This window comes from Pseudomonas fluvialis (assembly GCF_002835605.1).
In the GTDB taxonomy this organism is placed as follows: domain Bacteria; phylum Pseudomonadota; class Gammaproteobacteria; order Pseudomonadales; family Pseudomonadaceae; genus Aquipseudomonas; species Aquipseudomonas fluvialis.
Window position 1 is genome coordinate 182,936 of record NZ_PIYS01000002.1, and the last position, 24,826, is coordinate 207,761.

Sequence of the window (24,826 nt, forward strand, 5' to 3'; positions counted from 1 at the left end):
GCCCTTGATGCAGGTCAGCGCCACCCTGGGCGTATCGGTCTAGACTGCTGCCAGTTCTGCAATGGAGACCCATCATGTCACAGTTGCTCCCCAGTCAAAGCGAACTGGATGCGCACGCCGCCACAGAAGCCACCTTTGCCCGCTGGCGCCAGGGGTACGGGGTGATCCAGCATAGCCTGCCGACCCAGGCAGCGGTTTATCGCCTGGCTCACCAACTGGTACAGGCTGGCCAGCAGCCTGACCTGGCTACGGTATACGAATTGCTGACTGCGCTGGATCGGGTCAGTGCCGCGGGGCTCTGGTTGGTCGTCCATATGACCTATGCGCGCCGCCTGCATTGGGATGGCGCACCGTTGGCCGCCGAAGATTTCAAGCCCCAGCCGGAAGGACACACCGGCGGCGCCTTGAACATGGTGCCGGCCTATGCAGGTTATCTGACCCTCAATGCCCTGACCGGCGAGACGCGCGCCTGGTTGATGGGGCAGGGGCACTGCGTGGCGGCCATCGAGGCCATCAACCTGTTGTTGCAGAACCAGCATGCCGAACAGCAAGCCCGCTACCAGGGCAGCGAGGACGCTGCCGAACGCTTGCTGACGGATTTCTATGGCTATGCGCAGGCCGCGGATGGCAGCCCTGCGGCGCCACTGGGTAGTCACGTCAATCCGCATACGGCGGGTGGTGTCATCGAAGGTGGCTACCTGGGCTTCGCCGAATTGCAATACGCGCACATGCCTCTGCCTGGGGAAAAACTGGTGGCCTTCCTGTCCGATGGGGCGGCCGAGGAGCAGCGCGGCAGTGACTGGATTCCGCGCTGGTGGCGTGCCGAGGATTGCGGGCAGGCCTTCCCGGTGATGATCGCCAATGGGCGGCGCATCGAACAGCGTACGGAAATGGGTACCCATGAAGGGTTGTTGGGCTTCAGCCAGCATCTGGCGCGCTGTGGCTTCGACCCCATCCACTTCGATGGCCGCGATCCGGCTGCTTTTGTGTGCGCCTTGTGGGAAATGGAGCAGCGTCTGACTCGGCGCGTCGAGGAGCTGCGCAGTGGCATTCTGCATTACCCGCTGCCGATCCCTTACGGGATTGCCGAAACCCTCAAGGGCTTTGGTTTTTATGGTGCCGGCAGCAACGCCGCGCATAACCTGCCGTTGCCGGGTAATCCGCATGTCGATGTACAGGCGCGCGCGTTGTTCAACGAACATGCCGCACCGCTCTGGGTGCCGCCACAGGAGTTGCAGCAGGCCTGCCAGCGACTGATCGGCGCGCGTCAGGGACGGGTCAGCGAGCGGGATACCGCGCTGGCCAATCGCCGTCCCGAGGCACCACAGCTGCCCTCTCTGCACTACCGGGAAGAAGCCTGCTCGCCGATGGCGGCGCTGGATCGTTTCTTTGTTGACCTGGTGGCCCTCAACCCGCAGTTGCGCCCGCGTGTTGGCAATCCCGACGAGCTGGCCAGCAATCGCCTGGGCGGCGTGCTGGCAGCCTTGCGTCATCGGGTATGCCAACCGGAGAGCGAGCTGGAAGCACTGGATGGCAAGGTCATCACCGCGCTCAATGAAGAAGCGGTGGTCTCGGCCTGCCTGGCCAATCAGGGCGGTCTGAACCTGGTTGCCAGTTATGAGGCGTTCTGTCCGAAGATGCTGGGTGCGGTGCGGCAAAGCATCATCTATGCCCGTCAGCAGAAGGAAGTGGGCCGTCCGGCCGGCTGGCTGGGCTGGCCGCTGGTGGCTACCTCGCACACCTGGGAGAACGGCAAGAACCAGCAATCCCACCAGGACACTACCTTTTGTGAAGCCCTGCTCGGCGAGATGAGCGACATGCTGCGGGTGCTCTTTCCGGCAGACCACAACAGCCTGTTGGCACTCTTGCCGGGGATCTACCAGGCGCGCGGGCAACTGGCCTGCGTGGTGGCGCCCAAGCGTGAGCAACCCTGTCATTTCACCCCGCTACAGGCCGAGCAACTGGCCCGCGATGGTGCCCTGCTGGTGGAGGAGGTGGCGGGCAACGAACCTCTGCTGCTGATTGCCAATGGCAGTTACCAGCTGGCGCAGATGCGTCGGGCTGCCACTCGTCTGGGTGAGGCAGGTTTTGCCTATCGTCTGGTATATCTGCAGGAGCCCGGACGTTTTCGTGCGCCGCGTGATACCTGGGAGCAGGCCGCGCTGGCGCCTGCCGAACTGGTTGAACAGTTGTTCCCTGCGGCTTGCGAGAAGCGCATTCTGCTGACGCATATGCGCCCCGAAGTGGCGCGTGGCCACCTTTGGCCGTTGTTGCCCAATGCAGCCAGCAGCGCCGTGTTGGGCTATCGCAATCGCGGCGGCACGCTGGATGAGGCGGGTATGCAGTTTGCCAATCGTGCCAGCTGGGCTAATGTTCTGGCAGCCAGTGCCCGTTTGCTGGACTTGCCGCGCACGGCGTTGCTGACCCAGGAGGAGGCTGCTGCCGTGGCTGGCAAGGGAGACCCTCGGGTAGTGCGTTAAGCGGGTACACCCTGTGGCATTTTAAGGACGAAAAACATGCCCAAGCTGACGTTGGAAGTGGATCTGGACCTGTACCGCCTGCTGTTGCAGGCGGCGCGGGAAAACCACAGTGAGCTGGAAGACGAGTGCATCCGACGCCTGGAGGGCGGCTTGCGACGCTCCCGTTTCCTGCACTCGCTGCTCAGTGAGTTGCAACAGGAACAGCAGGCGCAGCCCCTGGTGCAGAAGAAAGCGGACTGAGACAGTGCCTGATTACGGGCAGTCTGCTGCGTTGAATTGCTCGCGGATCACCGGGCGATTGCTGCGGTATTCGCTGAATTCATAGCGCAACTGCGCGCCCTGGCGCAGCAGGCGTACGAAGCCGGGATTGGCACAGACACTGGCCTGTAGCTGACGACGTACTGCATCGGGATTGGCCTGCATCTGTCGGGCATGCTCGGCACGCACGCTCAGGTAGTTGATCAGGGTGCGACCTTCGGCCTGGAAGCCCTGGTCGAGGATATCTTCATTGATCGCACGTGGGGTTCCCTGGCTGCTGGCTCGGGCTACCTGTGCCAGTAGCTGCTCGAGTTCGTGGGTCTTCAGCGACGCAGCCTGGCTGGTGAGTGGCAACAGGCTGCACAGCAGTACGAGCATCGGTCGAAGCATGGTGGTTTTCCGGGTTCGCTGACTGGTTGTAGGTACTCATTGTCACTAAACTGGCGCGCCTTGTCTGCCTGCCCGACCTGGGCGGCAGGTTTTTGTCGAGTATTTGCATGACCGAGCATGCTGTATCCCGACTGCGTGCCGCTCGCCTGGCACGCAGCAGTCGACCTTTCCTGGCACGTGGTTCACGTTGTGAGCGCTGTGCCGGCTGTCGTTTGTTGCCCAGCTATTGCATGTGTGAGTTGCGCCCGCGCGTGCAGGCCGATGCGGGTGTGTGCCTGCTGATGCATGATGTGGAGCCGCTCAAGCCGAGCAATACCGGTTGGTTGATTGCCGACCTGTTGCCCGACACCTTTGCCTTTGGCTGGTCGCGTACCGAGGTTGACCCGGCGCTCCTGCAGTTGCTGGCTGATCCACAGTGGCAACCCTATGTGGTGTTCCCCGGTGAATATGTCGAGCCGCAGCGGGTGCTGCACAGCTTGCCTACGGAGCAAACCGCGGGGAAACCGCTGTTCATCCTGCTCGATGCAACCTGGAGCGAGGCGCGCAAGATGTTCCGCAAGAGCCCTTATCTGGAGGGCTTCCCGGTGCTCAGCCTGCAGCCTGAGCAACTGTCGCGTTACCGACTGCGTCGTTCCAAGTATGCCGAGCATCTGTGTACGGCGGAGGTGGCCGGGTTATGCCTGGAACTGGCCGGCGCGCCTCGCGCCGCTGCCGTAGTGGAGGCTTACCTGGAAGTGTTCACCGAGCGCTATATCGCCGCCAAGCGTGCCTGGCCGCTGAATCCGCGCAGTGCCGCCCACGAAGCCTTGGCAGCCTGCATCGAGCCAGCAGCCGGCTGATCAGTTGGCTAGCCGGCGTGGCCACAGTTGTGCAACCAGCATGCCGATGAACATCAGCGCGGCGCCGAAATAACCGCGCAAGGCCAGCGATTCATCGAGAAAGAACGCGCCGGCCAGTGCTGCAAACACGGCTTCCAGTGAGAAAAGGATGGCCGCATGCGAGGCAATCGCGTGCTGCTGGGCAACTACCTGCAGGGTGTAGCCGATGCCTACCGCGATGATGCCGCCATAGAGGATGGCCGGTGCGGCCTGGACGATGGCCGACCAGACAATCGGTTCCAGTAGTACAGCCAGGAGCAGGCTGATCAGGCCGCAGGTGGCGAACTGGATGACTGCCAGGCGAATCGGGTCGTGGCGCTGCGCGAACACCCCGACCAGCAATACATGCAGCCCCCAGACAAAGGCACCAGCCAGTTGTAGCCAGTCGCCAGAGGCTACCTGGAAGTTTTCGCCGACGCTGAGAAAGAACATGCCAACCACCGCCAGGCTGGCGCCCAGCCAGGTACCCAGGCCGGCGCGTTGACCAATCAGTAGGCCCAGCAAGGGCACGACGATGACATACAGCCCGGTAATGAAGCCCGAGTTGGTGACCGTAGTGAACAGCAGGCCGACCTGTTGCAGGTTGATACCTACCGTCAAGGCCAGGCCCATGACGATGCCGCCCAGTAACAGTCCCCGGTTGAGCGGCTCGGCCGGCCGATGGCGCGGTTTGCGCAGGAACAGCGGCAACAGAATCAGTGCGCCCAGGCAGAAGCGCAGAGCGGTAAACAGGAAGGGGCCAATGAAGTCCATGCCCAGGCGCTGGGCGACAAAGGCCGAGCCCCAGATCATCGCGGTCAGCAGCATCAGTAGATCGGCGCGCAGGGCTTGGCGGTTCATGTGTTGTGCTCGTGCGGAAAAGGCGCAGACTTTGCCGCAAAGGCGCAAACTTGACCACCCCGTCATCGCTCGGCATGCTGTGCCGGTTTTTCGGCCGCACAACAAAAACACAGGGAATTGCCCATGGCTGCTTTCGATATCCTCATCGCCGATGACCACCCGTTGTTTCGCAGCGCCCTGCATCAGGCGCTGAGCCAAGGCTTGGCCGGCGAGGTCAATCTGGTCGAAGCGGCCAGCATTGCCGAACTGGAAGCCTGCCTGGCACAGAAGAGCGACTGGGATCTGGTGTTGCTTGACCTCAACATGCCAGGCGCCTATGGCTTCTCCGGCCTGGTGTTGTTGCGTGGACAATATCCGCAGATCCCGGTGGTGATGATTTCCGCTCAGGAAGAGGCGGCCGTGGTGGCGCGAGCTCATGAGTTCGGGGCCAGCGGTTTCATCCCCAAATCCAGTGCCTTGCCGGTGCTGCAGGAGGCGGTGCGTGCGGTGCTGGATGGTGATGTCTGGTGGCCGCCGCAGTTGCAGGAAGGGGCTGCGTTGAGCGCCGAAGCACGTGCCGCCAGTGAAGGCCTGGCCAGTCTCACGCCGCAGCAGTTTCGTGTGTTGGCGATGGTCTGTGACGGCCTGCTCAACAAACAGATTGCCTACGAGCTGAATGTCTCGGAAGCAACCATCAAGGCGCATGTCACGGCCATCTTCCGCAAGCTCAACGTGCGTACCCGAACCCAGGCCGCGTTGCTGTTGCAGCAGATGGAGTCCGTGCCGGCCAGTTGACCGGGGTGTCGAGTATGTCGCCCTTCAAGGGTCAGGTTGGCGTGCGGCGCGTTCTCAATGCGGCCGGATATTCATTGGCTGGCTTGCGTGCGGCCTACACGGGCGAAGCCGCGTTTCGCCAGTTGCTTTGGCTCAACCTGCTGCTGGTGCCGCTGGCACTGTACTTGCCCGTAAGTCGTGGTGAACGTGCCCTGCTGGTAGCGGTGTGCCTGTTGGCGCTGATCGTCGAGTTGCTCAACTCGGCGCTGGAAGCGGCTGTCGATCGTATCTCTCTGGAGCGGCATCCCCTGTCGAAAAATGCCAAGGACATGGGGAGTGCTGCGCAGTTCTGTGCCCTCACTTTGATTGCGGCCGTGTGGGCTATTGTCCTGCTCGGTTGATCAGGCAATCTCCGGGAGTACGATCTGATCGCTGCGGCTGACGCCAGCGGTGAGCGCCCGGCACAGTTCGAGGAACTCGCGCATCGCCGCGCTCTGGTACTTGTGGCGGTGCCAGATGAAGCAGAACGCCCGGCGCAGGTCGAGCTCAGGGGTTTCCAGGATCACCAGGCTGCCACGGCGTACCGCGTCGCGTAACGCCAGGCGGGAAATGCAGCCCACGCCCAGCCCTGACTCCACGGCGCGCTTGATGGCCTCGGTATGCTCCAGCTCCAGACGGATATTCAAGGGGCGATTGTGGTGGCGCACGGCGCGGTCGAAGGTCAGGCGGGTGCCGGAGCCTTGCTCGCGGAGGATCCAGCTCTGTGCGAACAGTCTGTCCAGACTGATCCTGGGCTGTTGTGCCAGGGGGTGGTGAGGCGCGCAGAATACGGCCAGTTCATCCTCTACCCAGGGCTCGACGATGATGTCCGGATGCTGGCAGTCCCCTTCAATCAGTCCCAGATCCAGCTCGAAGTTGGCGACCTGCTGCACCACGCTGGCGGTGTTGTGCACATGCAGTGCGGCACGGCAGTCGCCATGGCGCTGCATGAAGTGCGCGAGCAGCAGGGTCGCCAGGTAGTTGCCAACCGTCAGGGTGGCCCCTACCGATAGGGAGCCGTAGCCGCTATGACGATGCAGCAGCTGTTCGATTTCCCGAGCCCTGTCGAGCAGGGCCACCGCCTGGGGGAGCAGTTGCCGACCCAGTGCATTGAGCAGTAGGCGCTTGCCCAGGCGGTCGAACAGCTGGCAATCGAACTGTCGCTCCAGTTCTGCCAGTGAGGTGCTGGTGGCAGACTGCGAGAGCGAGAGCTGTTCGGCTGCGCGCGAGACATTTTCGTGGCTGGCTACGGCGGTGAAGACTTCAAGCTGGCGCAGGGTGAACTTCATATCTGTATTCTCGATAAGCCTTATCTTTACTATCTGATTAACGGATAGAGTGCCGCTCCCTAGAATGCTGCGCAACCCCTCGATCTATCGCTGTGCGGAGCCCTGGCAATGAGTAACCTGAACATCGAGCGCGTGCTGAGCGTGCATCACTGGAACGACACCCTGTTCAGCTTCAAATGCACCCGTGACCCAGGGCTGCGTTTCGAGAACGGCCAGTTTGTGATGATCGGTTTGCAGCAGGAGACTGGCCGTCCGTTGTTGCGTGCCTACTCGATTGCCAGCCCGAACTATGAGGAAACCCTGGAGTTTTTCAGCATCAAGGTGCCGGATGGTCCGCTGACCTCGCAGTTGCAGCACCTCAAGGAAGGTGATCCGATCCTGATCAGCAAGAAACCCACCGGCACCCTGTTGCTTGACGACCTGCTGCCGGGCAAGCACCTCTACCTGCTGTCCACCGGCACTGGGCTGGCTCCCTTTATCAGTGTCATCCAGGACCCGGCGGTATACGAGCGCTTCGACAAGGTGATCCTGGTGCATGGGGTGCGTTATGTGAACGAGGTGGCCTACCGCCAGTTCATTACCGAGCATTTGCCCAACAACGAATACTTTGGCGAGGCGGTGCGCGAGAAGCTGATCTACTACCCGACCGTCACCCGCGAGCCCTTTGAGAACCAGGGGCGTCTGACCGACCTGATGCGCAGTGGCAAGTTGTTCGCAGACATCGGCCTGCCGCCGATCAATCCGCAGGATGACCGCGCGATGATCTGTGGCAGCCCGAGCATGCTGGATGAAACCAGTGCGGTGCTGGATGAGTTCGGGCTGAAGATTTCCCCGCGCCTGGGCGAGCCCGGGGACTATCTGATCGAACGAGCGTTCGTCGAGAAGTGAGCTGCACAACCTGCCGCGAGCGCGGCAGGCCTCTGCAAAACTGCTGTTAGGCGTTGAGGCTGTCGGCCAGTGCTTTGGCCGGCACGTACTTGACGACCTTCTTGGCGGCAATCTGGATGCTTGCACCGGTTTGCGGGTTGCGGCCGGTGCGTGCCGGGCGTTCGCCAACCTTCAGCTTGCCGAGGCCGGGCAGGGTGATTTCGCCGCTGTGTTCCAGTTCGTCCGCGGCAATCTGAGCCAGCTGGTCGAGCACCGCGCGTACGCTGGTCTTGCTCAGGTCGGTGGCTTCGGCAATGTCGGTAATCAGTTGGTCTTTATTCAGGGCCATGCTCTGCTCCATCCATAAGTCGGTGCTCGTGCCTGTCGGCGGCACGGGCCAAGCCCGCACTCTAACCCAGCTTGCGTACCCTGGGCAGTACAAAATACCTCGGCCTAATTGTCGCACCCCAGGCTTCTGGCCAAGCATGTCACGCAACGGTTGTAACTTGCCGGTAAGCCGGTACAATGGCGCCGCTCGCCGCCAGGCGGGTGTCGTTATGGCGGTCCTGTCGGTCCCCTCGCAACGATCAGCCGTGAACCCGGTCAGGCCCGGAAGGGAGCAGCCGCAGCGGTGACATCGTGTGCCGGGGTGTGGCTGGCGGGGCCGCCTCCATTTATGTAAATAATTGATTTCTAACGGTTTTTTGCCCTGAGACACGCGAGTGATCCAAAGGGTGATCCACCGTGCCAACCGTTCCCTCCTACCTCTGGTTGTCCCGACACTCGGTCTTCTATTTCAGGATCGTGGTGCCAGAAGTCCTTCGTCCGTTGTTCCCCTGTGCCGAGATCCGTCGCTCCCTGCAGACCCGTTGCAAGCGCGAAGCCTTGATCCGTGGCCGTGAGTTGCTCCTGCAGGTTCAGCGCCTATACACCCAAGCCTTTCAAGGTGTTCGGCCTTGCCTTGATGCCTTGCGGGGTGGCTGGGAGGCTGGAGGCAAGAGAGTCGCCAGTTGGGCCTCATGGCTCCGTCAGCAGCAGTTGGTAGAGATGGCGGCTACTGGAGCGTCCTGGCGGGGGCAGTCCGGAGCGAATGGCGAGGTCGGGCAGGGTAGAGCGGCAGAGGGCTCTCAGAAGCTCCGCAGAGCCTCTACAAGAGCCTCTTCAGGTCAGGGTATGGGGTTAGTACCAGATTCGCCCAGTACGTCTCCTCGCTTCTCCAAGGTGGTCGAGGAGTGCTTGGGGCAGCAGGAGCAGGAAGGCGTCTCGACCAAGACCATCGACGACAAGCGATCCGTTGCATCCCTACTGGTGCGGATCATCGGTGACATGCCCATTGACCTGATCACCCGCCAGGATGCCAGGAAGTTCCGCGAGACAGCCCTCAAGCTGCCCCCGCGTCTCAATCAGCTCCCCGAAGGCCAGTCCTTGGAGGAGATCATCAAGACGGCAACGAGCACGATCAGCCATACTACGTTCAACAACTATGTGAAGAACCTGACAACCTTCTTCTCCTACGCCATTCGTGAGGGCTACTGCGAGCGCAATCCCTTCGATGGGCTTCGAGTCAGAAAGCGCGGCAAGGTCAGCGAGGAGCGCAGCGTCTTCAGCGAGGACGATCTGCGCCGTCTGTTCTCGAAGCAGGTTTACGCATCAGCCAACTCAGCTCAGCCGCACAAGTACTGGCTACCGTTGCTCGGCCTGTACACCGGGGCGAGACTCAATGAGCTATGCCAGCTCTATCTGGATGACGTGGTCAGCATCAATGGTATCGACTGCCTACACATCCGAGCGACCAGACCCGATCAGAAGCTGAAAACCGTCACCTCGGAAAGGCTCGTGCCGATCCACTCGAAGTTGAAAGCGCTGGGGTTCCTTGAGTTTGTCCAAGCACAGCGGGAGGCTGGCCACCAACGTCTTTTCGCGGAGCTGACCTTGCACAAGTCGCATGGCTACGCTGCCGCTCCCTCCAAGTGGTTCACTCGGGTTCGTGACCAGTTGGGCTTCCGTGATGGGGCAGAGCGAAAAGACTTCCACAGCTTCCGCCACACGCTTGCTGATCACCTGAAGCAGAAGGGAATAGTCGAATCGCTGGTTGGCGGCATTCTTGGCCACCAAAGCGGCGGGATCACCTTCAGTCGATACGGGAAGGACTTTAGGCCGGAAGTACTGGCTCCGGTGGTGGAGGCGGTGGATTTTGATGCTGTGGCATGGATGAGCTGATTTGACTACTCATAGCCTTTGACCGGGGTAAGGTTACCCATGGTGCTTAAGAGTGGGCGGCAATCAAGCAAATCTGTAATGATTGAAATTCTCAACGTTCAGATCCTTCGAGAGGCAGCTCAAGTACAATTTCAAATCCACTGTTAGAACCATGTCTGCTGGTTCAGATAGATAAACGATGCCGGCGTCGGTCATGCCAAGTTCAGAAAACTCTGGCGTCAAGTTGTAGTTTGTTGAGGGCTGATGTACTTCAATAAAGCTGCTAATAAGCTCCGCCATGAATCCTTTTAGTTTTCTATCAAGCGGCTCAGCGGTTTGAGCAATCAAATTGCTTGTTTCCGTTAGGATGCCTGGCGTAGAGACCATGCGCTGATACTGCCCGACGTACAGCAATAGCATTTCAAAGTCTTCAATACGATAACCATTTGTTCTTCTATGTTTCTCAATGACCTGCCTGTCGTATTGGCCAACAGTCCAAACCAATAGTAAATTGGTGTCTAGCAATAGCGTCTTCATTACTCGAATTGGCGATCACGAACTGCGTCTACTTCGCCAGTTTCTCTATCAACCAGGACGACCTTGTACTTTCTGCCCCGGCGGGCAAGTGCCATCAAACCTTGGCTCAGAGAGACGGCCGGGGAGTCCGACGCGTCGGCGGGACGATCGAAACCGATGGTTACTTTCCACTGCCCAGCACCCGACGGTTCGATTTCTTCAAGTAATACGTTCGTAATGCCTTGGCTGCCAAACAAATCGCTAATGGCATCAATAGCTACTGCTACAGCTCCTTTGAGATCAACGGGCATTCGATTATTCCTGTGTGGCAGAGGAAGGGGGGGATGCCTATCATCTGGCATCCCTTGTTATCAGTTAGGGTACCATCTAGGTCGTTAACTTGGCACTTGTCCTAAGACGCTCCTTGCGAGCCTCTGCAGCTCAGCTTCAAGCAGCCTCTCCTTGCGCGCCTGAGCGCCACGCGGAAACCGGGGCACCTTCATCGCCATCGCCATCGCCATCGCCATCGGCTCGGCGGTCACTTTAGCCGCCTGGGCTTCCGCGATCAGGATCAGGTTCTTCTTCTGCAGTCGGTCGATCCGCTCGGTGTTACGGCTTGCCTCGATGTTGTTGGTGGTGGTCAGTTGTTCGAGCTGGTCGATGGTCTTGGTGAAGGTCTTGAGGATCTTGTTGAGCTGGATCATGTGGGCCTCTCGTCGGGAGGTAACGTCGAGAGACGAACTATGCGTGTGCGGTTAGTTGGACTGGTCGGTTCGGGCTCGATGCCGCTGCAGTCCTTATACAGACTGGCGCTGCCAACTATTGGGTTGTGCATTTAATTCAGCACTGTAAATAACGCGAAAGTGGAAACGTTGAAGCGCCCCGATACGGTTTGCTATCTGTAGCGAACACGACAAATGAATCGGAGGTTTCAGCCAATGAGCGGCAATCAATTTGGCTTCAGCGTCTCTATTGGCAAAGCACGTCTTTGCTTATTCATCGGTGACGTGTACGTCCGAATGCCAAGGTGCTTTGAGTTGGCCTGGAATGGCTCTGGCTTCTATTTCGGTAAGGACGGAGCGTGACGCACATGGCTTATGATCGGTATGCCCTTGTCCAGCTTTTCAAAGCGATAGAAGAGTTCCGTGCCGTTGACCCTGAGATGCCATCACAAGGTGCTGCATTGTTTCTCTATTCGGCGATCTACCCAGGCTGCACGATGACGGATCTGCAGACGAATCTCGGGATGAGCCAAGCGTCCTGCTCAAGGAATGTGTCGGCCTTGTCGGAGTGGCACCGTCTCGAAAAGCCAGGACTCGGACTGATAGTGGCAACGCCAGATCCGATGGAGCGTCGCAGGAAGGTCGTCCACTTGACCGATAAGGGGAAGCAACTGGCCGTCTCCCTGACCGAGGCGGTGATGAACCCGGTTCGACTGTCGTCGTTCTCGAAGGCGGCACGGTAAAAAAATAACCCCCAGCACCAAGCCGATAAGTCGGCCTCCTGGCTCTCCAGGCGAAGGGTGATGGGGGTTCTGTTAGTCGCTGCTTGTTGGTGCCAGCCGGAGCACCGGAAGGTTCATCTGTTGGGCTGCTTTCCATCTGCGTTTGTCTGCGGCCAGGATCTCGCTCAGCAACGGATGTTGGACGGTGCCTCCGGCAGTCGTAGCCAAGCCCGAAGCTCTCCGGCTCCTTGCCTTCCTCACTTCGCTGGCGATGCTCTTCATCAGCGAGACCCTTCTGAGGTTCTCTGCTTGGATCGAGCAACCAACTTGAAGTCGGTCTGCCAGGCGATGCAGAGCAGATAGACCAGGGGAACCAAAGGCCAGAGCAACAGAGCGCCCAGGAAGATCAGTTCAGGCAGACGCATCAGGCTACCTCCGCTTGGGTCTTGATGTAGTCGCTCGGGTCGACGCTGTTTCCGTAGGGCTGGTTCAGTACTGCCTCGATCTGCGACAGTGTCATGCCACCAGCCAGCATGGTCAGGGCGGCGTCATAGGCTCGGCTGTATTGATTGAGGTCATCGGCGTTAAGCGAGTCCCGAATGGGGCGGCCTATCTTGGCTCGCCATTCGCTGGCGGACAGTCCGGTCATCACTCGGCATACGAGCGACATCAGGCACGCTTTCATCGACATAGCCTCCTGCCTGACGATGCTCTTTGGTAGCTCTCCAGACTTAGCCTTCTCGCCAGCGATGACATACGCCCGATGAGCGACCTGATTGTCGATCTCCGTGAGCATGGAGCCCCGGATCGGGGTGTAGCGGATGAGCTTGAAGGCCAGCTCTTCCAAGTCGAGTAAGTACGAGCGGACAGCGTCTCCCTCAGTAGTCCTTGCCATCATTGCCAGATGGGCTGAGCAGTTGCGACTGAGCGAGTAGTCTGTTCTTGGGCGGCCCTTGGTCGCCGTGGTGTGTGGGGTCACTTCACCTTTTTCCATGAACACGGAAAAAGTCTCTGCCTCATGATCTGTCCAACTGGGGAACTTCCCCCAGGGTTTGCCAATGTTCTCCCACAGCTTCCGGGCGTCAATGCATGGTTCTGTTCTGCTCTCGACAAAGGGAAGTATCCGGCGAACCCGGATCATCCTCTCGGCCTGTTCGTCGGTGAAGCCAAGAGTCTGCATGACGTGCTTCGGGCAGTCAGCCGGGGTGTAGTTGAAGGTCTTGCCAGTGCGTTTGCTTTTCATGGTGCGTTTCCTTTTTGTTCAGCCGTCAGAGTCCCTTCCATCCATGCCACCAGCTCCCCACACCAGGGGAAACATGGACGGCTCGGACGGCTGGACAAAACGGGCTGGGTTTGAGGGGAATCTGCAAGGGATGCAGGGTTGATGCTTGGTGACTTGCCCAGGAGTTCCCCGGTGCCTGGATGCCATCCATGGGCCAAAGCCTGGGCAGCAGTGGTTGCCTAGGTCGCTACTGTGCTGAGGCCAGGGCTGATGGATGACAGAGGCGAAAGGGGAAACTCCTGGGCGGAGTCATCTGGAGGTGCATGAAGATGAGCAGGAGGTGGACTGACAGAGGGGCTTGGACTTCCTGACAACCACTGACGGGGATGGTCACTGACAACATCGTCATCGGTAATCATCGATCCTGTGTCAGCAGAGTTGGGGAGGCATCAAGAGCAACTTGCGGTGCAGCTTGAAGAGCACCTGCCAGTGTCCTCCGCAAGACAGGCTTGATGCTGTCTCATTGCTTCGTTCTTCATTGATGGATTGATGGTAATGACCATGGATGAAGGACAGCTCAAAGACACTCATAGAGTGGCTTCGCCATCCACCGCTACACCCCGCGAGTCATCGCAGGTAGCCAGCCTCGACTGAGTGCCATCACCTCTCAGCCAGCTATGTCAGGTTCGTCATCACCCGTGACTGCTGGCCGATCTGTCGGGGCAGTGAGAGGGGCTGTACGCCTGAAGCTCAAAGTAGCAGTAGGTACTCGGCGGTCGCCTCGCTGGGCTGTTGCCTTTCCCTGGCTCGATCAGCTCCTCCGGCGGTTTGCGGCGGTGAAGATCGAGCGTCATGGTTGAAGATCGAACGTGCGAGATTGCGCGTTCTTTCCTCCATAACTGTGTGTTAATCGATCTTCGTCGAACGTGCTGCGATCTTGCTAACAGCGCTTTGGTGGCAAGCTGGCTGCTTCTCTTTGGTAACGGAGCGCGTGATGGCACTCTGGTCTGCTCCGGTTATAGCCACGCGTTTGATCGGTTCACGTCTGTAGTAAGCTCTCGGCATTTCTGTATTACTGCGTGGAGATGTGCCTTGGTCACTGGAGATGTAGAGAAGCGTTTGTGGGCTGTAGCTGACCAACTATGGGCCAACACGGGGTTGAGGCCGGGGGAGTTCTCGGTGCCTGTCCTGGGGCTGATCTTCCTGCGATATGCCGAGAAGATGTACGCCGCTGCCGAAGAGAAGCTGGGGCCGATTGGCTCTGGTGGTCGCCGCAAGGTCAGCAAGGATGACTATCTGGCCGAGGGCGTGATCTTCCTGCCAGAGAAGGCCCGCTTCTCCTATCTGCAGAGCCTCACCGAGGGAGATGTCATCGGGTTGGCGATCAACGAAGCCATGAAGGCCGTTGAGGAAGAGAACGTCGACCTCAAAGGCGCTCTGCCTCGCAACTACGTCCAGCTTGGCAACAAGGTGCTGCTGGAGCTGATCAAGCTGCTCGGGCCTGTGGATCTCAGCGGGGACGCTTTCGGCAAGGTCTACGAGTACTTCCTGGGCAACTTCGCGCTGAAGGAAGGCCAAAAAGGCGGGGTCTTCTACACCCCCGAGTCCATCGTGAAGCTGATCGTCGAGATCATCGAGCCGTTCCATGGCCGAATCTTTGACCCGGCTTGTGGTTCCGGCGGCATGTTCGCCCAGTCGGCTGACTTCGTGAAACGCCACCACAAGACGGCGATGGAAGAAATCTCCATCTTCGGCACCGAGAAAGAGCAGGTCACGGTCAATCTGAACAAGATGAACCTGGCTGTGCATGGCTTGTCGGGTGATGTGCGTGTTGCCAACACCTACTACGAAGACCCGCATGAGGCCGTAACTCGTGATGGTGGGCGCTTCGACTTTGTTATGGCCAATCCGCCGTTCAACGTATCGGGTGTCGATAAGGAGCGTCTTGAGGGCGACCTGCGGTTCCCATTCGGCGTACCGAAGACCGACAACGCCAACTACCTCTGGATCCAGCTCTTTTACGCATCGCTGAACAAGAACGGTCGTGCTGGTTTCGTAATGGCGAACTCGGCAGGTGATGCCCGAGGCAGCGAGCAGGTGATTCGGCAGAAGCTCATCGAGAGCGGCGCAGTTGATGTAATCGTTTCGGTCGGCTCGAACTTCTTCTACACCGTGACTCTGCCTTGCACGCTCTGGTTCTTCGACAGGGCGAAAGAGCGTGATGCAGAGCGCGCAGACAAGGTTCTATTTATCGACGCTCGCCACATCTACCGGCAGATCGACCGGGCACACCGTGACTGGCTGCCGGAACAGATCGAGTTTCTAGCCAACATCGTGCGGCTATACCGTGGTGAAGCCCCGGAGTTGGAGCAAGGCAGCACTGAACTACTGGCCGAGAGAGGACTGGGCGATAGTTACGTGGATGTGCCGGGACTATGCAAGGTCGCCTCTCGGGAAGAGATTGAGGCGCAAGGCTGGTCGCTGAATCCTGGGCGGTATGTAGGAGCGGCAACTACAGAGGCTGAGGATATCGACTTCACGGAGCGTTTAGAGGAGCTTGCCGAGGAGCTGGAAGTTCTGAACGCCGAGTCTAGAGAGCTTGAGGCGTCCGTCGCAGAGAGTATTACAGCGATATTGGCTGGGGGGCGCTAGCATGGGGTGGGCTCTGAAGCCTTTTGGTGATATCGCCAAGTTCAAAAATGGCAAGTCAATTAAGCCAGGGCTTTCTGGTGAGTTTCCAGTTTATGGCGCTAACGGAATAATCGGTGGCGCTAACGAATGGGTGTATGAGTCCTCTCTGATACTAGGAAGGGTTGGGGCATACTGTGGCGCTGTTGAGTTGTGTGAGGGTAGGTTTTGGCCGTCTGATAACACAATAGTTGTACAGGCCGTCGAAGATAGCGTGACTCTCAAGTTCTTATATTACTTGTTGAAGCACGCTGATCTTAATAGGTACGCAGGGGGGGCTGCACAACCCCTCTTGACTCAGTCTCGCTTGAAGCCGATAGAGTTTCTAATACCGCCGCTTGCTGTACAGAGCCAGATCGCGTCAATCCTCTCAGTTTACGACGACCTCATCGAAAACAACACGCGCCGCATCGAGATCCTCGAAGAAATGGCGCGGCGGTTGTACGAGGAGTGGTTCGTTCAGTTCCGCTTTCCTGGACATGAGGGGGTGGAGTTCAAGGAGAGTGAGTTTGGGTTCATTCCTGAAGGCTGGGATTTCCTTCCATTGGGCGATATCTACCGAACAGGGTCGGGAGGAACTCCGAGTCGCAAGAATCCTGATTTTTATGGCAGTGATTATCGCTGGGTAAAAACAAAAGAACTCCAGGATTGTCCTGTCTTCGATACTGAGGAGAGGATCAGTGAGGAGGGGCTTAAAAAATCGTCAGCAAAGCTATTCCCTCGCAATACTGTACTGATTGCTATGTATGGCGCGACTATTGGTCGTTTGGGAGTTCTTCAAGAAGAGTCTGCAACGAATCAGGCCTGTTGTGCGATCCTGCCAAATAGTCAAGGTTGCGGGTGGGGCTACGCCTATCTAAGTCTTTTTTCCAGGCGTCAAGCTCTGATTGATCTCAGAGCCGGCGCTGCGCAGCAAAACATTAGTCAGGATGTGATAAAGAAGTTCAGGTTATTGAGGGCTTCTGATGAGGTACACGAGCAATTCGAGATGGCCGTGACTCCGTTTTTGACACTATGTTTTGCTCTTTACAGGAAGAACGCCAACCTCCGAGCGCAACGTGATCTTCTCCTCCCCAAGCTAATCTCCGGTGAGATCGACGTATCTGATATCCCCATGCCGACCTAAAAGGAGTTCAGGCGCATGAGTCCAGCAGCACCGCATTCGCACGACTACTCCGAGGACACGTTGGTCGAGCAGCCAGCCATTGCGCTGTTCGAGTCTCTCGGCTGGGAAACTGGGAACCTCTACGCAGAGTGGACAGGTAGTTCCTCCAGCGAAGGTCGCCAGACCCAGCAGGATGTGGTGCTGGAGGGGCGTCTGCGGGCTGCGCTCAGCAAGCTCAATCCTGATCTGCCTAGCGAGGCCATCAATCTAGTGGTCGAGGAGTTAGCCCGAGATCGCTCCAAGCTGCTGCCGGTCAACGCCAATCAGGAGGTCTACCGGCTGCTGAAGGATGGAGTACCTGTCTCGGTCACCGATGAGCATGGGCACAACACACTCAAGGTGGCCAGGGTCATCGACTGGGGCAATGTCGAGGAGAACGACTTCTTCCTCGCCTCCCAGTTCTGGGTGAAAGGGGATTACCACACCCGGCGCACCGACCTGCTGGGCTTCGTGAACGGTATCCCGCTGTTGTTCGTTGAACTGAAGGCGACCCACAAGACGCTCAAGGCCGCCTATGACGACAACCTCACCGACTACCGCACGGTCATCCCGCAGCTCTTCACCTACAACGGCGCACTGATGCTGTCGAACGGTTCTCAGACGGTGGTGGGTAGTACCTTCTCCCCGTGGGAGCATCTGTTCGAGTGGAAGCGGATCAACGATGAAGGTGAGAAGGGCGTTGTCTCCCTGGAGACGGCCATCAGGGGCATCGGTGAGCCTTCCAGGCTGCTGGATATCGTCGAGAACTTCACCGTCTTCGAGGACGTGGCTGGTGGTGTGATCAAGAAGATCGCCAAGAATCACCAGTACCTGGGGGTCAATAAGGCCATCGCCGAGGTCTGGCGCACCAAGGATCGCCCCAAGGATCAGGCTGGGCGGCTGGGCGTCTTCTGGCACACCCAGGGGTCAGGCAAGTCTCTGTCGATGGTCTTCTTCGCTCAGAAGATCCTACGCAAGATCCCAGGCAACTGGACGTTCGTGATCGTCACCGACCGCAACGAACTGGACGAGCAAATCTACAAGACCTTCGCCGCTACAGGTGCTGTGGGTGAGGTCGAGGCTCATGCCACCAGCGGTGCTCACCTCAAGCAGTTGCTCAGCGAAGACCACCGCTACGTCTTCACGCTGATCCAGAAGTTCGGCACCAAGAAGGGCGAGGTCTACCCGCAGCTCTCTGATCGCCAGGACATCATCGTCATCACGGACGAAGCTCACCGTTCTCAGTACGACACCCTGGCCATGAACATGAGGACGGCACTTCCCAATGCCGCCTTCTTGGGCTTCACCGGGACGCCACTGATGGCTGGCGAGGAGAAGACCAAAGAGGTCTTCGGTGACTACATCTCCGTCTATGACTTCGGCCAGTCCATCGCTGACGGTGCCACGGTTCCGCTGTACTACGAGAACCGCATTCCCGAGATGCAGCTCATCAATGACAACCTCAACGAGGACATGGCGGCGCTACTCGAAGAGGCCGAGCTGGACGAGGAGCAGGAGCGCAAGGTTGAGCAGGTCTTCGCCCGTGAGTACCACCTGATCACCCGAGAAGATCGCCTTGAAGCCATCGCCAAGGATCTGGTGAACCACTTCGTTGGACGTGGTTATCAGGGCAAGGCCATGCTGGTGTGCATCGACAAGGCCACCGCCGTTCGCATGTACAACAAGGTTCAGGATCACTGGAAGACGTATCTGGCTGAACTGAAGGCTCAACTTGCAAAGGCTCCCAAGGAGCAGCAGGAAGAGCTGCAGCACAAGATCCAGGTGATGACATCGACCGATATGGCGGTGGTCGTCTCCCAAGGTCAGAACGAGGTGAAGGAGCTGGCCGACAAAGGGCTGGACATCATCCCGCACCGTAAGCGCATGAATGAGGAGAACCTGGGCGAGAAGTTCAAGGACTCCAAGGATCCGCTGCGGTTGGTCTTCGTGTGCGCCATGTGGATCACCGGCTTTGATGTACCGTCTTGCTCGACCATCTACCTCGACAAGCCGATGAAGAACCACACCCTGATGCAGACCATCGCTCGGGCCAACCGGAAGTATCCGGGCAAGGAAGCGGGGCTGATCGTCGACTATGTGGGGGTCTTCCGTAAACTGCAGGAAGCCTTGGCGATCTACGGTGGGGCTTCTTCTGGCGAAGGTGGTGAAGGTGAGCCAATCAAGAACAAGGCCGAGCTGGTCGAGTACTTGAAGCACCTGCTTGCCAGGGGGATCTCGTTCCTGTCCGAGCATGGTGTGAATGTCCAGGCCATCAAGGATGCTCAAGGCTTCGAGAAGGTTGCCAAGCTGGATGATGCGGTTGAGCAACTGATTGCCAATGAGGAAACGAAGAACAGCTTCATGAGTCAGGCCCGTATTGTGTCTCGGGTCTACAGAGCGATTCTTCCTGATCCTGATGCCAATGAGCTTGCTTCTGATGCTGTGCTGATCTCCGTGATTGCCCAGAAGATCAAAGCACTGGCCCCTCCTGTCGACATCTCCGAGGTAATGCAGCAGGTCGAGGAATTGCTGGATCGCTCCATCGCTCCGGTGCCTTACATCATCAAGGAAGACGACGATCAGCCACTGCATGACCTCAGCCAGATCGACTTCGAGAAGCTCAAGGAGAAGTTCAATCAGGGACGCAAACGCACCGAGGCCGAGAAGCTCCGGGCCTTGCTGAGCATGAAACTGGAAACCATGCTGACCGAGAACCCCACTCGCAAGGACTTCATGGAGAAGTTCCAGAAGCTGATCGACGCCTACAACTCTGGCAGCCTGAACATCGAGGTGTTCTTCAAGGAGCTGGTGGATCTGACTGCTGATCTGCAGGTCGAGGATCAACGAGCTATCCGCGAGAACCTCTCGGAGGAAGAGCTGGCTCTGTTCGACATCCTGACCAAGCCAGTACCTGAACTTGCAGATAAGGAAAGGGCGCAGGTGAAGAAGGTCTGTAAGGAGCTTCTGGAGACACTGAAGGCCGAGAAGCTGGTGCTCGACTGGCGCAAGAAAGACAGAGCCAGGAGTGATGTGCGGCGCACTCTGGAGATCGTCTTCGACCGGGGCTTGCCTGAGAGCTACGACGAGGGGATCTACAACGAGAAGTGCGAGCTGGCCTTCCACCACATCTTCACGAGCTACTACGGGGCTGGTGAGAGCGTGTACTCGGCCATGCGGTAACGGTGCTTTGGGGGAGCAAAAAATAATGCCCCCCCAAACACGCAACCTCGCCTATACGGCTGCCCCCTGTGGCACTCGCAGCGCTCTGCAAGCCCGCTTCACGGCAGCAGTTGAGATCCCCCAGTGCTTGGCGGTATCCGCAATGCTGGCCTCGTTCTCCTTCCTCCAGATGGCCACGGCCTGATCATCGATCACCTTCGGTGCCCCCAGCTTCTTGCCCTGTGCCCTGGCTCGCTCGATCCCGGCCATCTGACGTGCCTTGATATTGGCCCGCTCCAGCTCAGCTACCGCAGCCAGCATGGTGAGCATGGCCTTGCCGACTGCGCTGGAGAGGTCGAAGCCTTCGCGCATCGAGACCACGGTCACGCCCTTGGCTTTCAGAGCTTCCACTGTTTCCAGTACGTCGATGGTATCCCTGCCTAGGCGGTCGATGGCTGCCACGACAACCGTGTCTCCCTTCCTGGCGTAGGCATGAAGTGCCTTGAAGCCCTCGCGTTGCAGAGCCTTGGTGGCCCCGCTGGTGGCCTCGTCGGAGAACCACTCATGGATGTTGTAGCGCTGGCTGATGGCGTGGCGCTGGGCTTCGTTGTTCTGTTCAGAAGTGCTGACGCGGACATAGGCAAGTACTGCAGTCATGAATAGATACTCCAACCTCCAGATGGATCGTTATCTAGGGTCAGAATGGTGCATGATGGCTCCGTGATTTTCAACAGAAGCGATCCATGCGGAAGCCGCATTCTCTCGTTGTCCTCTGGAGGCGGTTTGCTTGGTTACGGGTTCACACCTTCTGATCCACTCCCTTAGTACGCACGGGAACCCATCTCGCGGTCTTGCGGGCTGATCTGTCCTTCCATCGAGACCTCTGGCCAGAGCGCGCTACTCGTTCACATGGAAGTGAGATCGAGGCCCGTGGGTGGTCGTCGTGCCCCGGCTCACCCTCGCTGTCGACAGGGAAGCCTGAGCATCGTGTTTGATCGGGGAGGGGGTGCCCTGTTTTTTCAGGCGAGGAGGGGTGGGTACCGGGGGGAATCGAGTGGGACGGCTCGATGGATAGGGGCTCGCATTTTTTGCAAAAAATGGCCGGTGGGGTGTGGCCAAGTGATCCAAAAGGGATCCAGAAGTGATCCGAAACGGTGATCCAAAGCGCTCCCAAAGGCTCATGTCAGCGCTATAGAATGTGGTCTCCGATTGATAGTCGTGCGACGAGCAGAAAACGCTAGAAGTCAGGAATGGCGAGGCTTTCAGGCCTTCCCCTCGCAACGATCAGCCGTGAACCCGGTCAGGCCCGGAAGGGAGCAGCCGCAGCGGTGACATCGTGTGCCGGGGTGTGGCTGGCGGGGCCGCCTCCATCTTCTGCAGCTATTCTGCCTGCGCTTTTCGCTTCATTGCTCACCTTTGCCTTTCGCCGCTGCGGCTTGGGTGCAATTTGCCCGTCGCTCCGCTAGCATGGCGCCTTCAGCGATTTTGCCGGTGATGGTTTTCCATGAGTTATCAGGTTCTTGCACGCAAATGGCGTCCGCGTTCGTTCGGCGAGATGGTCGGCCAGGCGCACGTGCTCAAAGCCCTGGTCAACGCTCTGGACAGTCAGCGTCTGCACCATGCCTACCTGTTCACCGGTACCCGTGGCGTGGGCAAGACCACCATTGCGCGGATCATCGCCAAGTGCCTGAACTGCGAAACGGGTATCAGCGCCACGCCCTGCGGGCAATGCTCGATCTGTCGGGAAATCGATGAAGGCCGTTTTGTCGACCTCATCGAGGTGGACGCGGCCAGTCGTACCAAGGTCGAAGATACTCGTGAGTTGCTGGAAAACGTGCAGTACGCACCCAGTCGTGGGCGTTTCAAGGTCTACCTGATCGACGAAGTGCACATGCTCTCCGGGCATTCCTTCAATGCGCTGCTCAAGACCCTTGAAGAGCCGCCGCCTTACGTCAAGTTCCTGCTGGCAACCACCGACCCGCAAAAGCTGCCGGTGACCATTCTGTCGCGTTGCTTGCAGTTTTCTCTGAAGAGCATGCCGCCCGAGCGTGTCGTGGAACACCTGGCTCATGTGCTCAAAGCCGAGCAGATTCCCTTTGAGGAAGATGCGCTGTGGTTGCTGGGGCGTGCGGCCGATGGTTCGATGCGCGACGCCATGAGCCTGACCGACCAGGCGATTGCCTTTGGCGAAGGCAAGGTGCTGGCGGCCGATGTGCGTGCGATGCTTGGCAGCCTCGATCACGGACAGGTCTACGGGGTGCTGGAAGCCTTGCTGGCCGGTGATGCGCGGGCCTTACTGGAGGCTGTTCGCCAGCTGGCTGAACAGGGCCCGGATTGGCACGGGGTGTTGGCCGAGCTGCTCAATGTGTTGCATCGCCTGGCGATTGCCCAGGTGTTGCCGGATGCGGTAGATAACGGCCAGGGCGATCGCGAACGTGTGCTGGCGCTGGCCCAGGCGTTGCCGGCCGAGGACGTGCAGTTTTACTACCAGATGGGTCTGATCGGCCGTCGCGATTTGCCTCTCGCGCCCGACCCGCGTAGCGGCTTTGAAATGGCCCTGCTGCGCATGCTGGCCTTTCGGCCGGCCGGCACCAGCCTGATACCGCCGAGTACACCGTTAAAGTCTGAGGCGGAGCGTGCGACCACCACGTCTTCGCCGGTTCAGGCGGTGGTCCAGGCGGCCGCCGTGGTGGCCGAGGCGTCGGCGGCACCCGTCCCGCAAACCCCGTCAGCCTCGCCCAGCGCAGTGTCTGCTGGGCTTGACCTGCCCTGGCAGGCCGCCAATCCTGAGCCTGAGCCTGAGCCTGAGCCTGAGCCTGAGCCTGAGCCTGAGCCTGAGCCTGAGCCCGATGTTGTGCTCGAAACGCAAGAGGCGTCCGCGCAACCTGTTTCTGCGGAGCAGAGCGCTAGCGCCTCACAGGCTGTACCGGCAGCGCCTGAGTCTTTGCCTGTATCCACGCCTGTGCCCGCAGCATTGGTCGAAGCGCCGGACGACGATGAGCCGCCGCCGGGTGATTACGACTATTACGAAGCGGATGGCGAAAGCCTCGACTATCACTTTGCCGAGGAAGAAGAAGTGCTGCCGCAGGCCAGTGAGTTGCTGGCCGTGGCACCTGCCAGCGGCCTGGCGGCGGAGTGGCTGGCACTTTATCCGCGTCTGGGGCTGAGCGGGCTGACGGGCAGCATTGCCGCCAATTGCAGCCTGGTCAGTGCCGAAGGTGATGACTGGCTGCTGCATCTGGACCCGGCGCACAGTGCGCTGTTCAACAATACCCAGTTGCAGCGCCTGGGCGATGCGATTCGCCAGCAGCTGGGTCGCCCACTGCAGGTGCGTGTTGAAGTGGCTGCACCGCAGCAACAGACGCCAGCGCAAGCGGCTGCCGCGGCGCGCGCCCAGCGCCAGCGTGCCGCCGAGGCGTCGATCCACGCCGACCCGCTGGTCCAGCAAATGATTCAACAGTTCGGTGCCACGTTGCGCGCCGACTCCATCGAACCCCTGAACAGCTGAGGACAACGACATGATGAAAGGTGGCATGGCCGGGTTGATGAAACAGGCCCAGCAGATGCAGGAAAGAATGCAGAAAATGCAGGAAGAGCTGGCCAACGCCGAGGTCACCGGGCAATCCGGTGGCGGGCTGGTGAGCGTGGTCATGACCGGGCGTCACGACGTCAAGCGCGTCAGCCTGGATGACAGCCTGCTGCAGGAAGACAAGGAGGTTCTCGAAGACCTGATTGCCGCCGCGCTCAATGACGCGGTACGCAAGGTCGAGCAGAACAGCCAGGAGAAAATGTCCGGCATGACGGCCGGCATGCAGTTGCCCCCAGGCTTCAAGATGCCCTTCTGAGGCCGTTGCCAGCGCCCGTCAGGCACGTCGAACAGCGTTTGTGACGGGCGTCCTTCCTCCTTCTTTGCCTTTTTCGCCTGAGGTGTCATGAGCTTTAGCCCGCTGATTCGCCAGTTGATCGACGCCTTGCGCATCCTGCCCGGCGTCGGGCAGAAGACCGCGCAACGCATGGCCTTGCAGTTGCTTGAGCGCGATCGCAGCGGTGGCCTGCGCCTGTCGCAGGCGTTGGCGGCAGCCATGCAGGGGGTCGGTTATTGTCAGCAATGCCGCACCCTCAGCGAGGAGGCGCTGTGCAACCTGTGCAGTGATACGCGGCGTGACGACAACCTGCTGTGCGTGGTGGAAGGGCCGCTGGATGTCTATGCGGTGGAGCAAACCGGCTATCGCGGCCGCTACTTTGTGCTCAAAGGTCACCTCTCGCCCCTGGATGGCCTGGGCCCGGAGGCCATTGGTATTCCCGAGCTGCTGCAGCGTATCGAATCCGGGCAGTTTGCCGAGATCATCCTCGCCACCAATCCCACGGTGGAAGGCGAGGCGACTGCGCACTACATCGCCCAGTCGCTGCAAGGTAAAGGGATGGCACTGACGCGTATTGCCCACGGTGTGCCGCTGGGGGGCGAGCTTGAACTGGTGGATGGCGGTACCCTGGCGCATGCTCTGGCCGGCCGGCGGCCCATGCTTGGCTGAGTGCAGGGTAACTCCAGGCAGTGCGCAGCAGCTCATACGCAGCATGACAGTGGTTGTAGTCTGCAACCTGCGTAGCTTCTGGCAGTTATGACGGCTTAGCTGGCGAGAATGCCTTCTTGTTAACCAAG

General features: G+C 59.2%; 24 protein-coding genes, 2 other RNA genes and 1 pseudogene. 17 read left to right on the top strand and 10 right to left on the bottom strand.

Features of this window, described 5'->3' with window-relative positions; genetic code table 11:
• The first annotated feature begins 74 nt into the window (after positions 1-74).
• Together CW360_RS01545 and CW360_RS01550 are read left to right on the top strand one after the other, a co-directional pair.
• Positions 75-2,480 (top strand): phosphoketolase family protein, encoded by a 2,406-nt coding sequence (locus tag CW360_RS01545; RefSeq protein ID WP_101192501.1) that lies wholly within the window; start codon positions 75-77, stop codon positions 2,478-2,480.
• Between the two features lie 36 nt (positions 2,481-2,516).
• The gene (locus CW360_RS01550) at positions 2,517-2,720 is read left to right on the top strand and encodes a hypothetical protein (RefSeq protein WP_093985337.1); all 204 of its coding nucleotides are present in this window, start codon (positions 2,517-2,519) and stop codon (positions 2,718-2,720) included.
• 12 nt (positions 2,721-2,732) lie between these two features.
• Here CW360_RS01550 and CW360_RS01555 read toward each other — a convergent pair whose 3' ends face one another.
• Entirely contained in the window at positions 2,733-3,128 is a 396-nt protein-coding gene (locus CW360_RS01555) for a PA3611 family quorum-sensing-regulated virulence factor (RefSeq protein WP_093985336.1), read from the bottom strand.
• Positions 3,129-3,235: 107 nt separating this feature from the next.
• Between CW360_RS01555 and CW360_RS01560 the strand changes: the two genes are divergently transcribed.
• Positions 3,236-3,967, top strand: coding sequence for a tRNA-uridine aminocarboxypropyltransferase (locus CW360_RS01560; protein ID WP_101192502.1), 732 nt, complete (start codon positions 3,236-3,238; stop codon positions 3,965-3,967).
• On the opposite strand, the gene CW360_RS01565 is transcribed toward CW360_RS01560, so the two are convergent.
• On the bottom strand, positions 3,968-4,846 hold the full coding sequence (locus CW360_RS01565; RefSeq protein ID WP_093985334.1) for a DMT family transporter: 879 nt from the start codon (positions 4,844-4,846) through the stop codon (positions 3,968-3,970).
• Between the two features lie 123 nt (positions 4,847-4,969).
• Between CW360_RS01565 and erdR the strand changes: the two genes are divergently transcribed.
• Complete coding sequence (gene erdR, locus CW360_RS01570) at positions 4,970-5,620, top strand: response regulator transcription factor ErdR (RefSeq protein WP_093985333.1); 651 nt, start codon at positions 4,970-4,972, stop codon at positions 5,618-5,620.
• Between the two features lie 14 nt (positions 5,621-5,634).
• Entirely contained in the window at positions 5,635-6,000 is a 366-nt protein-coding gene (locus CW360_RS01575; RefSeq protein WP_093985332.1) for a diacylglycerol kinase, read from the top strand.
• Here the strand turns inward: CW360_RS01575 and CW360_RS01580 are convergent, their stop codons facing one another.
• Positions 6,001-6,927, bottom strand: coding sequence for a LysR family transcriptional regulator (locus CW360_RS01580; protein ID WP_101192503.1), 927 nt, complete (start codon positions 6,925-6,927; stop codon positions 6,001-6,003).
• Between the two features lie 108 nt (positions 6,928-7,035).
• Here CW360_RS01580 and fpr point away from each other — a divergent pair, with 108 nt between their 5' ends.
• Positions 7,036-7,815, top strand: coding sequence for a ferredoxin-NADP reductase (gene fpr / locus CW360_RS01585; protein ID WP_093985330.1), 780 nt, complete (start codon positions 7,036-7,038; stop codon positions 7,813-7,815).
• Positions 7,816-7,861: 46 nt separating this feature from the next.
• Here fpr and CW360_RS01590 read toward each other — a convergent pair whose 3' ends face one another.
• Positions 7,862-8,143 carry an HU family DNA-binding protein gene (locus tag CW360_RS01590; RefSeq protein ID WP_093985329.1) on the bottom strand — a complete coding sequence of 94 codons (282 nt, stop codon included), beginning with the start codon at positions 8,141-8,143 and terminating at the stop codon, positions 7,862-7,864.
• Positions 8,144-8,361: 218 nt separating this feature from the next.
• Between CW360_RS01590 and ffs (CW360_RS01595) the strand changes: the two genes are divergently transcribed.
• The 3 genes and pseudogenes from ffs (CW360_RS01595) (at position 8,362) to CW360_RS01600 (ending at position 10,014) form a co-directional block, all read left to right on the top strand.
• Positions 8,362-8,458, top strand: an RNA gene (ffs, locus tag CW360_RS01595) — signal recognition particle sRNA small type.
• 143 nt (positions 8,459-8,601) lie between these two features.
• Positions 8,602-8,670: pseudogene (locus CW360_RS17395) on the top strand (hypothetical protein); the annotation flags it as partial.
• Positions 8,671-9,030: 360 nt separating this feature from the next.
• Positions 9,031-10,014 carry a site-specific integrase gene (locus CW360_RS01600; protein WP_245874643.1) on the top strand — a complete coding sequence of 328 codons (984 nt, stop codon included), beginning with the start codon at positions 9,031-9,033 and terminating at the stop codon, positions 10,012-10,014.
• A gap of 63 nt (positions 10,015-10,077) precedes the next feature.
• On the opposite strand, the gene CW360_RS01605 is transcribed toward CW360_RS01600, so the two are convergent.
• The 3 genes from CW360_RS01605 to CW360_RS01615 all read right to left on the bottom strand — a co-directional run bounded on the left by CW360_RS01605 (position 10,078) and on the right by CW360_RS01615 (position 11,213).
• On the bottom strand, positions 10,078-10,530 hold the full coding sequence (locus CW360_RS01605; protein WP_101192505.1) for a PIN domain-containing protein: 453 nt from the start codon (positions 10,528-10,530) through the stop codon (positions 10,078-10,080).
• A complete protein-coding gene (locus CW360_RS01610; protein ID WP_101192506.1) occupies positions 10,530-10,820 on the bottom strand; it encodes a hypothetical protein in 291 nt (96 codons plus the stop codon). Before CW360_RS01610 ends, CW360_RS01605 begins: the two co-directional genes overlap by 1 nt.
• A gap of 84 nt (positions 10,821-10,904) precedes the next feature.
• Complete coding sequence (locus CW360_RS01615) at positions 10,905-11,213, bottom strand: hypothetical protein (protein WP_101192507.1); 309 nt, start codon at positions 11,211-11,213, stop codon at positions 10,905-10,907.
• 386 nt (positions 11,214-11,599) lie between these two features.
• On the opposite strand from CW360_RS01615, the gene CW360_RS01620 reads away from it, so the two are divergent.
• Positions 11,600-11,974, top strand: coding sequence for a MarR family winged helix-turn-helix transcriptional regulator (locus CW360_RS01620; RefSeq protein WP_101192508.1), 375 nt, complete (start codon positions 11,600-11,602; stop codon positions 11,972-11,974).
• A gap of 260 nt (positions 11,975-12,234) precedes the next feature.
• Here CW360_RS01620 and CW360_RS16880 read toward each other — a convergent pair whose 3' ends face one another.
• Together CW360_RS16880 and CW360_RS01630 are read right to left on the bottom strand one after the other, a co-directional pair.
• Positions 12,235-12,378, bottom strand: a complete 144-nt coding sequence (locus tag CW360_RS16880) for a hypothetical protein (RefSeq protein WP_170307340.1) — start codon at positions 12,376-12,378, stop codon at positions 12,235-12,237.
• On the bottom strand, positions 12,378-13,196 hold the full coding sequence (locus tag CW360_RS01630; RefSeq protein ID WP_212633276.1) for an antA/AntB antirepressor family protein: 819 nt from the start codon (positions 13,194-13,196) through the stop codon (positions 12,378-12,380). The genes CW360_RS16880 and CW360_RS01630 overlap by 1 nt, the downstream gene beginning before the upstream one ends.
• 1,098 nt (positions 13,197-14,294) lie before the next feature.
• Here CW360_RS01630 and CW360_RS01635 point away from each other — a divergent pair.
• The 3 genes from CW360_RS01635 to CW360_RS01645 are packed head-to-tail and all read left to right on the top strand — an operon-like array spanning position 14,295 to position 20,187.
• The gene (locus tag CW360_RS01635) at positions 14,295-15,827 is read left to right on the top strand and encodes a type I restriction-modification system subunit M (protein ID WP_281255596.1); all 1,533 of its coding nucleotides are present in this window, start codon (positions 14,295-14,297) and stop codon (positions 15,825-15,827) included.
• Between the two features lies 1 nt (position 15,828).
• Complete coding sequence (locus CW360_RS01640) at positions 15,829-16,989, top strand: restriction endonuclease subunit S (RefSeq protein ID WP_101192510.1); 1,161 nt, start codon at positions 15,829-15,831, stop codon at positions 16,987-16,989.
• Positions 16,990-17,004: 15 nt separating this feature from the next.
• The gene (locus tag CW360_RS01645; RefSeq protein ID WP_101192511.1) at positions 17,005-20,187 is read left to right on the top strand and encodes a type I restriction endonuclease subunit R; all 3,183 of its coding nucleotides are present in this window, start codon (positions 17,005-17,007) and stop codon (positions 20,185-20,187) included.
• A gap of 51 nt (positions 20,188-20,238) precedes the next feature.
• Here the strand turns inward: CW360_RS01645 and CW360_RS01650 are convergent, their stop codons facing one another.
• On the bottom strand, positions 20,239-20,823 hold the full coding sequence (locus CW360_RS01650) for a recombinase family protein (RefSeq protein WP_101192512.1): 585 nt from the start codon (positions 20,821-20,823) through the stop codon (positions 20,239-20,241).
• 607 nt (positions 20,824-21,430) lie between these two features.
• Here CW360_RS01650 and ffs (CW360_RS01655) point away from each other — a divergent pair.
• The 4 genes from ffs (CW360_RS01655) to recR all read left to right on the top strand — a co-directional run bounded on the left by ffs (CW360_RS01655) (position 21,431) and on the right by recR (position 24,698).
• Positions 21,431-21,527: signal recognition particle sRNA small type (ffs, locus tag CW360_RS01655), an RNA gene on the top strand.
• A 143-nt stretch (positions 21,528-21,670) separates the two neighbouring features.
• Complete coding sequence (dnaX, locus tag CW360_RS01660; RefSeq protein WP_101192513.1) at positions 21,671-23,674, top strand: DNA polymerase III subunit gamma/tau; 2,004 nt, start codon at positions 21,671-21,673, stop codon at positions 23,672-23,674.
• 10 nt (positions 23,675-23,684) lie between these two features.
• On the top strand, positions 23,685-24,011 hold the full coding sequence (locus tag CW360_RS01665) for a YbaB/EbfC family nucleoid-associated protein (protein WP_101192514.1): 327 nt from the start codon (positions 23,685-23,687) through the stop codon (positions 24,009-24,011).
• A gap of 87 nt (positions 24,012-24,098) precedes the next feature.
• Positions 24,099-24,698, top strand: coding sequence for a recombination mediator RecR (gene recR, locus CW360_RS01670; RefSeq protein WP_101192515.1), 600 nt, complete (start codon positions 24,099-24,101; stop codon positions 24,696-24,698).
• Positions 24,699-24,826: the final 128 nt, after the last annotated feature.

What these genes read in the sequence shown, in the direction of transcription:
- CW360_RS01580 (WP_101192503.1), bottom strand. Translation starts at nt 6,927, where the DNA reads ATGAAGTTCACCCTGCGCCAGCTTGAAGTCTTCACCGCCGTAGCCAGC.
- CW360_RS16880 (WP_170307340.1), bottom strand. Translation starts at nt 12,378, where the DNA reads ATGCGTCTGCCTGAACTGATCTTCCTGGGCGCTCTGTTGCTCTGGCCT.
- dnaX (WP_101192513.1), top strand. Translation starts at nt 21,671, where the DNA reads ATGAGTTATCAGGTTCTTGCACGCAAATGGCGTCCGCGTTCGTTCGGC.
- CW360_RS01555 (WP_093985336.1), bottom strand. Translation starts at nt 3,128, where the DNA reads ATGCTTCGACCGATGCTCGTACTGCTGTGCAGCCTGTTGCCACTCACC.
- CW360_RS01640 (WP_101192510.1), top strand. Translation starts at nt 15,829, where the DNA reads ATGGGGTGGGCTCTGAAGCCTTTTGGTGATATCGCCAAGTTCAAAAAT.
- CW360_RS01605 (WP_101192505.1), bottom strand. Translation starts at nt 10,530, where the DNA reads ATGAAGACGCTATTGCTAGACACCAATTTACTATTGGTTTGGACTGTT.
- CW360_RS01565 (WP_093985334.1), bottom strand. Translation starts at nt 4,846, where the DNA reads ATGAACCGCCAAGCCCTGCGCGCCGATCTACTGATGCTGCTGACCGCG.
- CW360_RS01650 (WP_101192512.1), bottom strand. Translation starts at nt 20,823, where the DNA reads ATGACTGCAGTACTTGCCTATGTCCGCGTCAGCACTTCTGAACAGAAC.
- CW360_RS01545 (WP_101192501.1), top strand. Translation starts at nt 75, where the DNA reads ATGTCACAGTTGCTCCCCAGTCAAAGCGAACTGGATGCGCACGCCGCC.
- CW360_RS01550 (WP_093985337.1), top strand. Translation starts at nt 2,517, where the DNA reads ATGCCCAAGCTGACGTTGGAAGTGGATCTGGACCTGTACCGCCTGCTG.
- CW360_RS01560 (WP_101192502.1), top strand. Translation starts at nt 3,236, where the DNA reads ATGACCGAGCATGCTGTATCCCGACTGCGTGCCGCTCGCCTGGCACGC.
- CW360_RS01665 (WP_101192514.1), top strand. Translation starts at nt 23,685, where the DNA reads ATGATGAAAGGTGGCATGGCCGGGTTGATGAAACAGGCCCAGCAGATG.
- CW360_RS01620 (WP_101192508.1), top strand. Translation starts at nt 11,600, where the DNA reads ATGGCTTATGATCGGTATGCCCTTGTCCAGCTTTTCAAAGCGATAGAA.
- CW360_RS01575 (WP_093985332.1), top strand. Translation starts at nt 5,635, where the DNA reads ATGTCGCCCTTCAAGGGTCAGGTTGGCGTGCGGCGCGTTCTCAATGCG.
- CW360_RS01590 (WP_093985329.1), bottom strand. Translation starts at nt 8,143, where the DNA reads ATGGCCCTGAATAAAGACCAACTGATTACCGACATTGCCGAAGCCACC.
- fpr (WP_093985330.1), top strand. Translation starts at nt 7,036, where the DNA reads ATGAGTAACCTGAACATCGAGCGCGTGCTGAGCGTGCATCACTGGAAC.
- CW360_RS01630 (WP_212633276.1), bottom strand. Translation starts at nt 13,196, where the DNA reads ATGAAAAGCAAACGCACTGGCAAGACCTTCAACTACACCCCGGCTGAC.
- recR (WP_101192515.1), top strand. Translation starts at nt 24,099, where the DNA reads ATGAGCTTTAGCCCGCTGATTCGCCAGTTGATCGACGCCTTGCGCATC.
- erdR (WP_093985333.1), top strand. Translation starts at nt 4,970, where the DNA reads ATGGCTGCTTTCGATATCCTCATCGCCGATGACCACCCGTTGTTTCGC.
- CW360_RS01610 (WP_101192506.1), bottom strand. Translation starts at nt 10,820, where the DNA reads ATGCCCGTTGATCTCAAAGGAGCTGTAGCAGTAGCTATTGATGCCATT.
- CW360_RS01645 (WP_101192511.1), top strand. Translation starts at nt 17,005, where the DNA reads ATGAGTCCAGCAGCACCGCATTCGCACGACTACTCCGAGGACACGTTG.
- CW360_RS01615 (WP_101192507.1), bottom strand. Translation starts at nt 11,213, where the DNA reads ATGATCCAGCTCAACAAGATCCTCAAGACCTTCACCAAGACCATCGAC.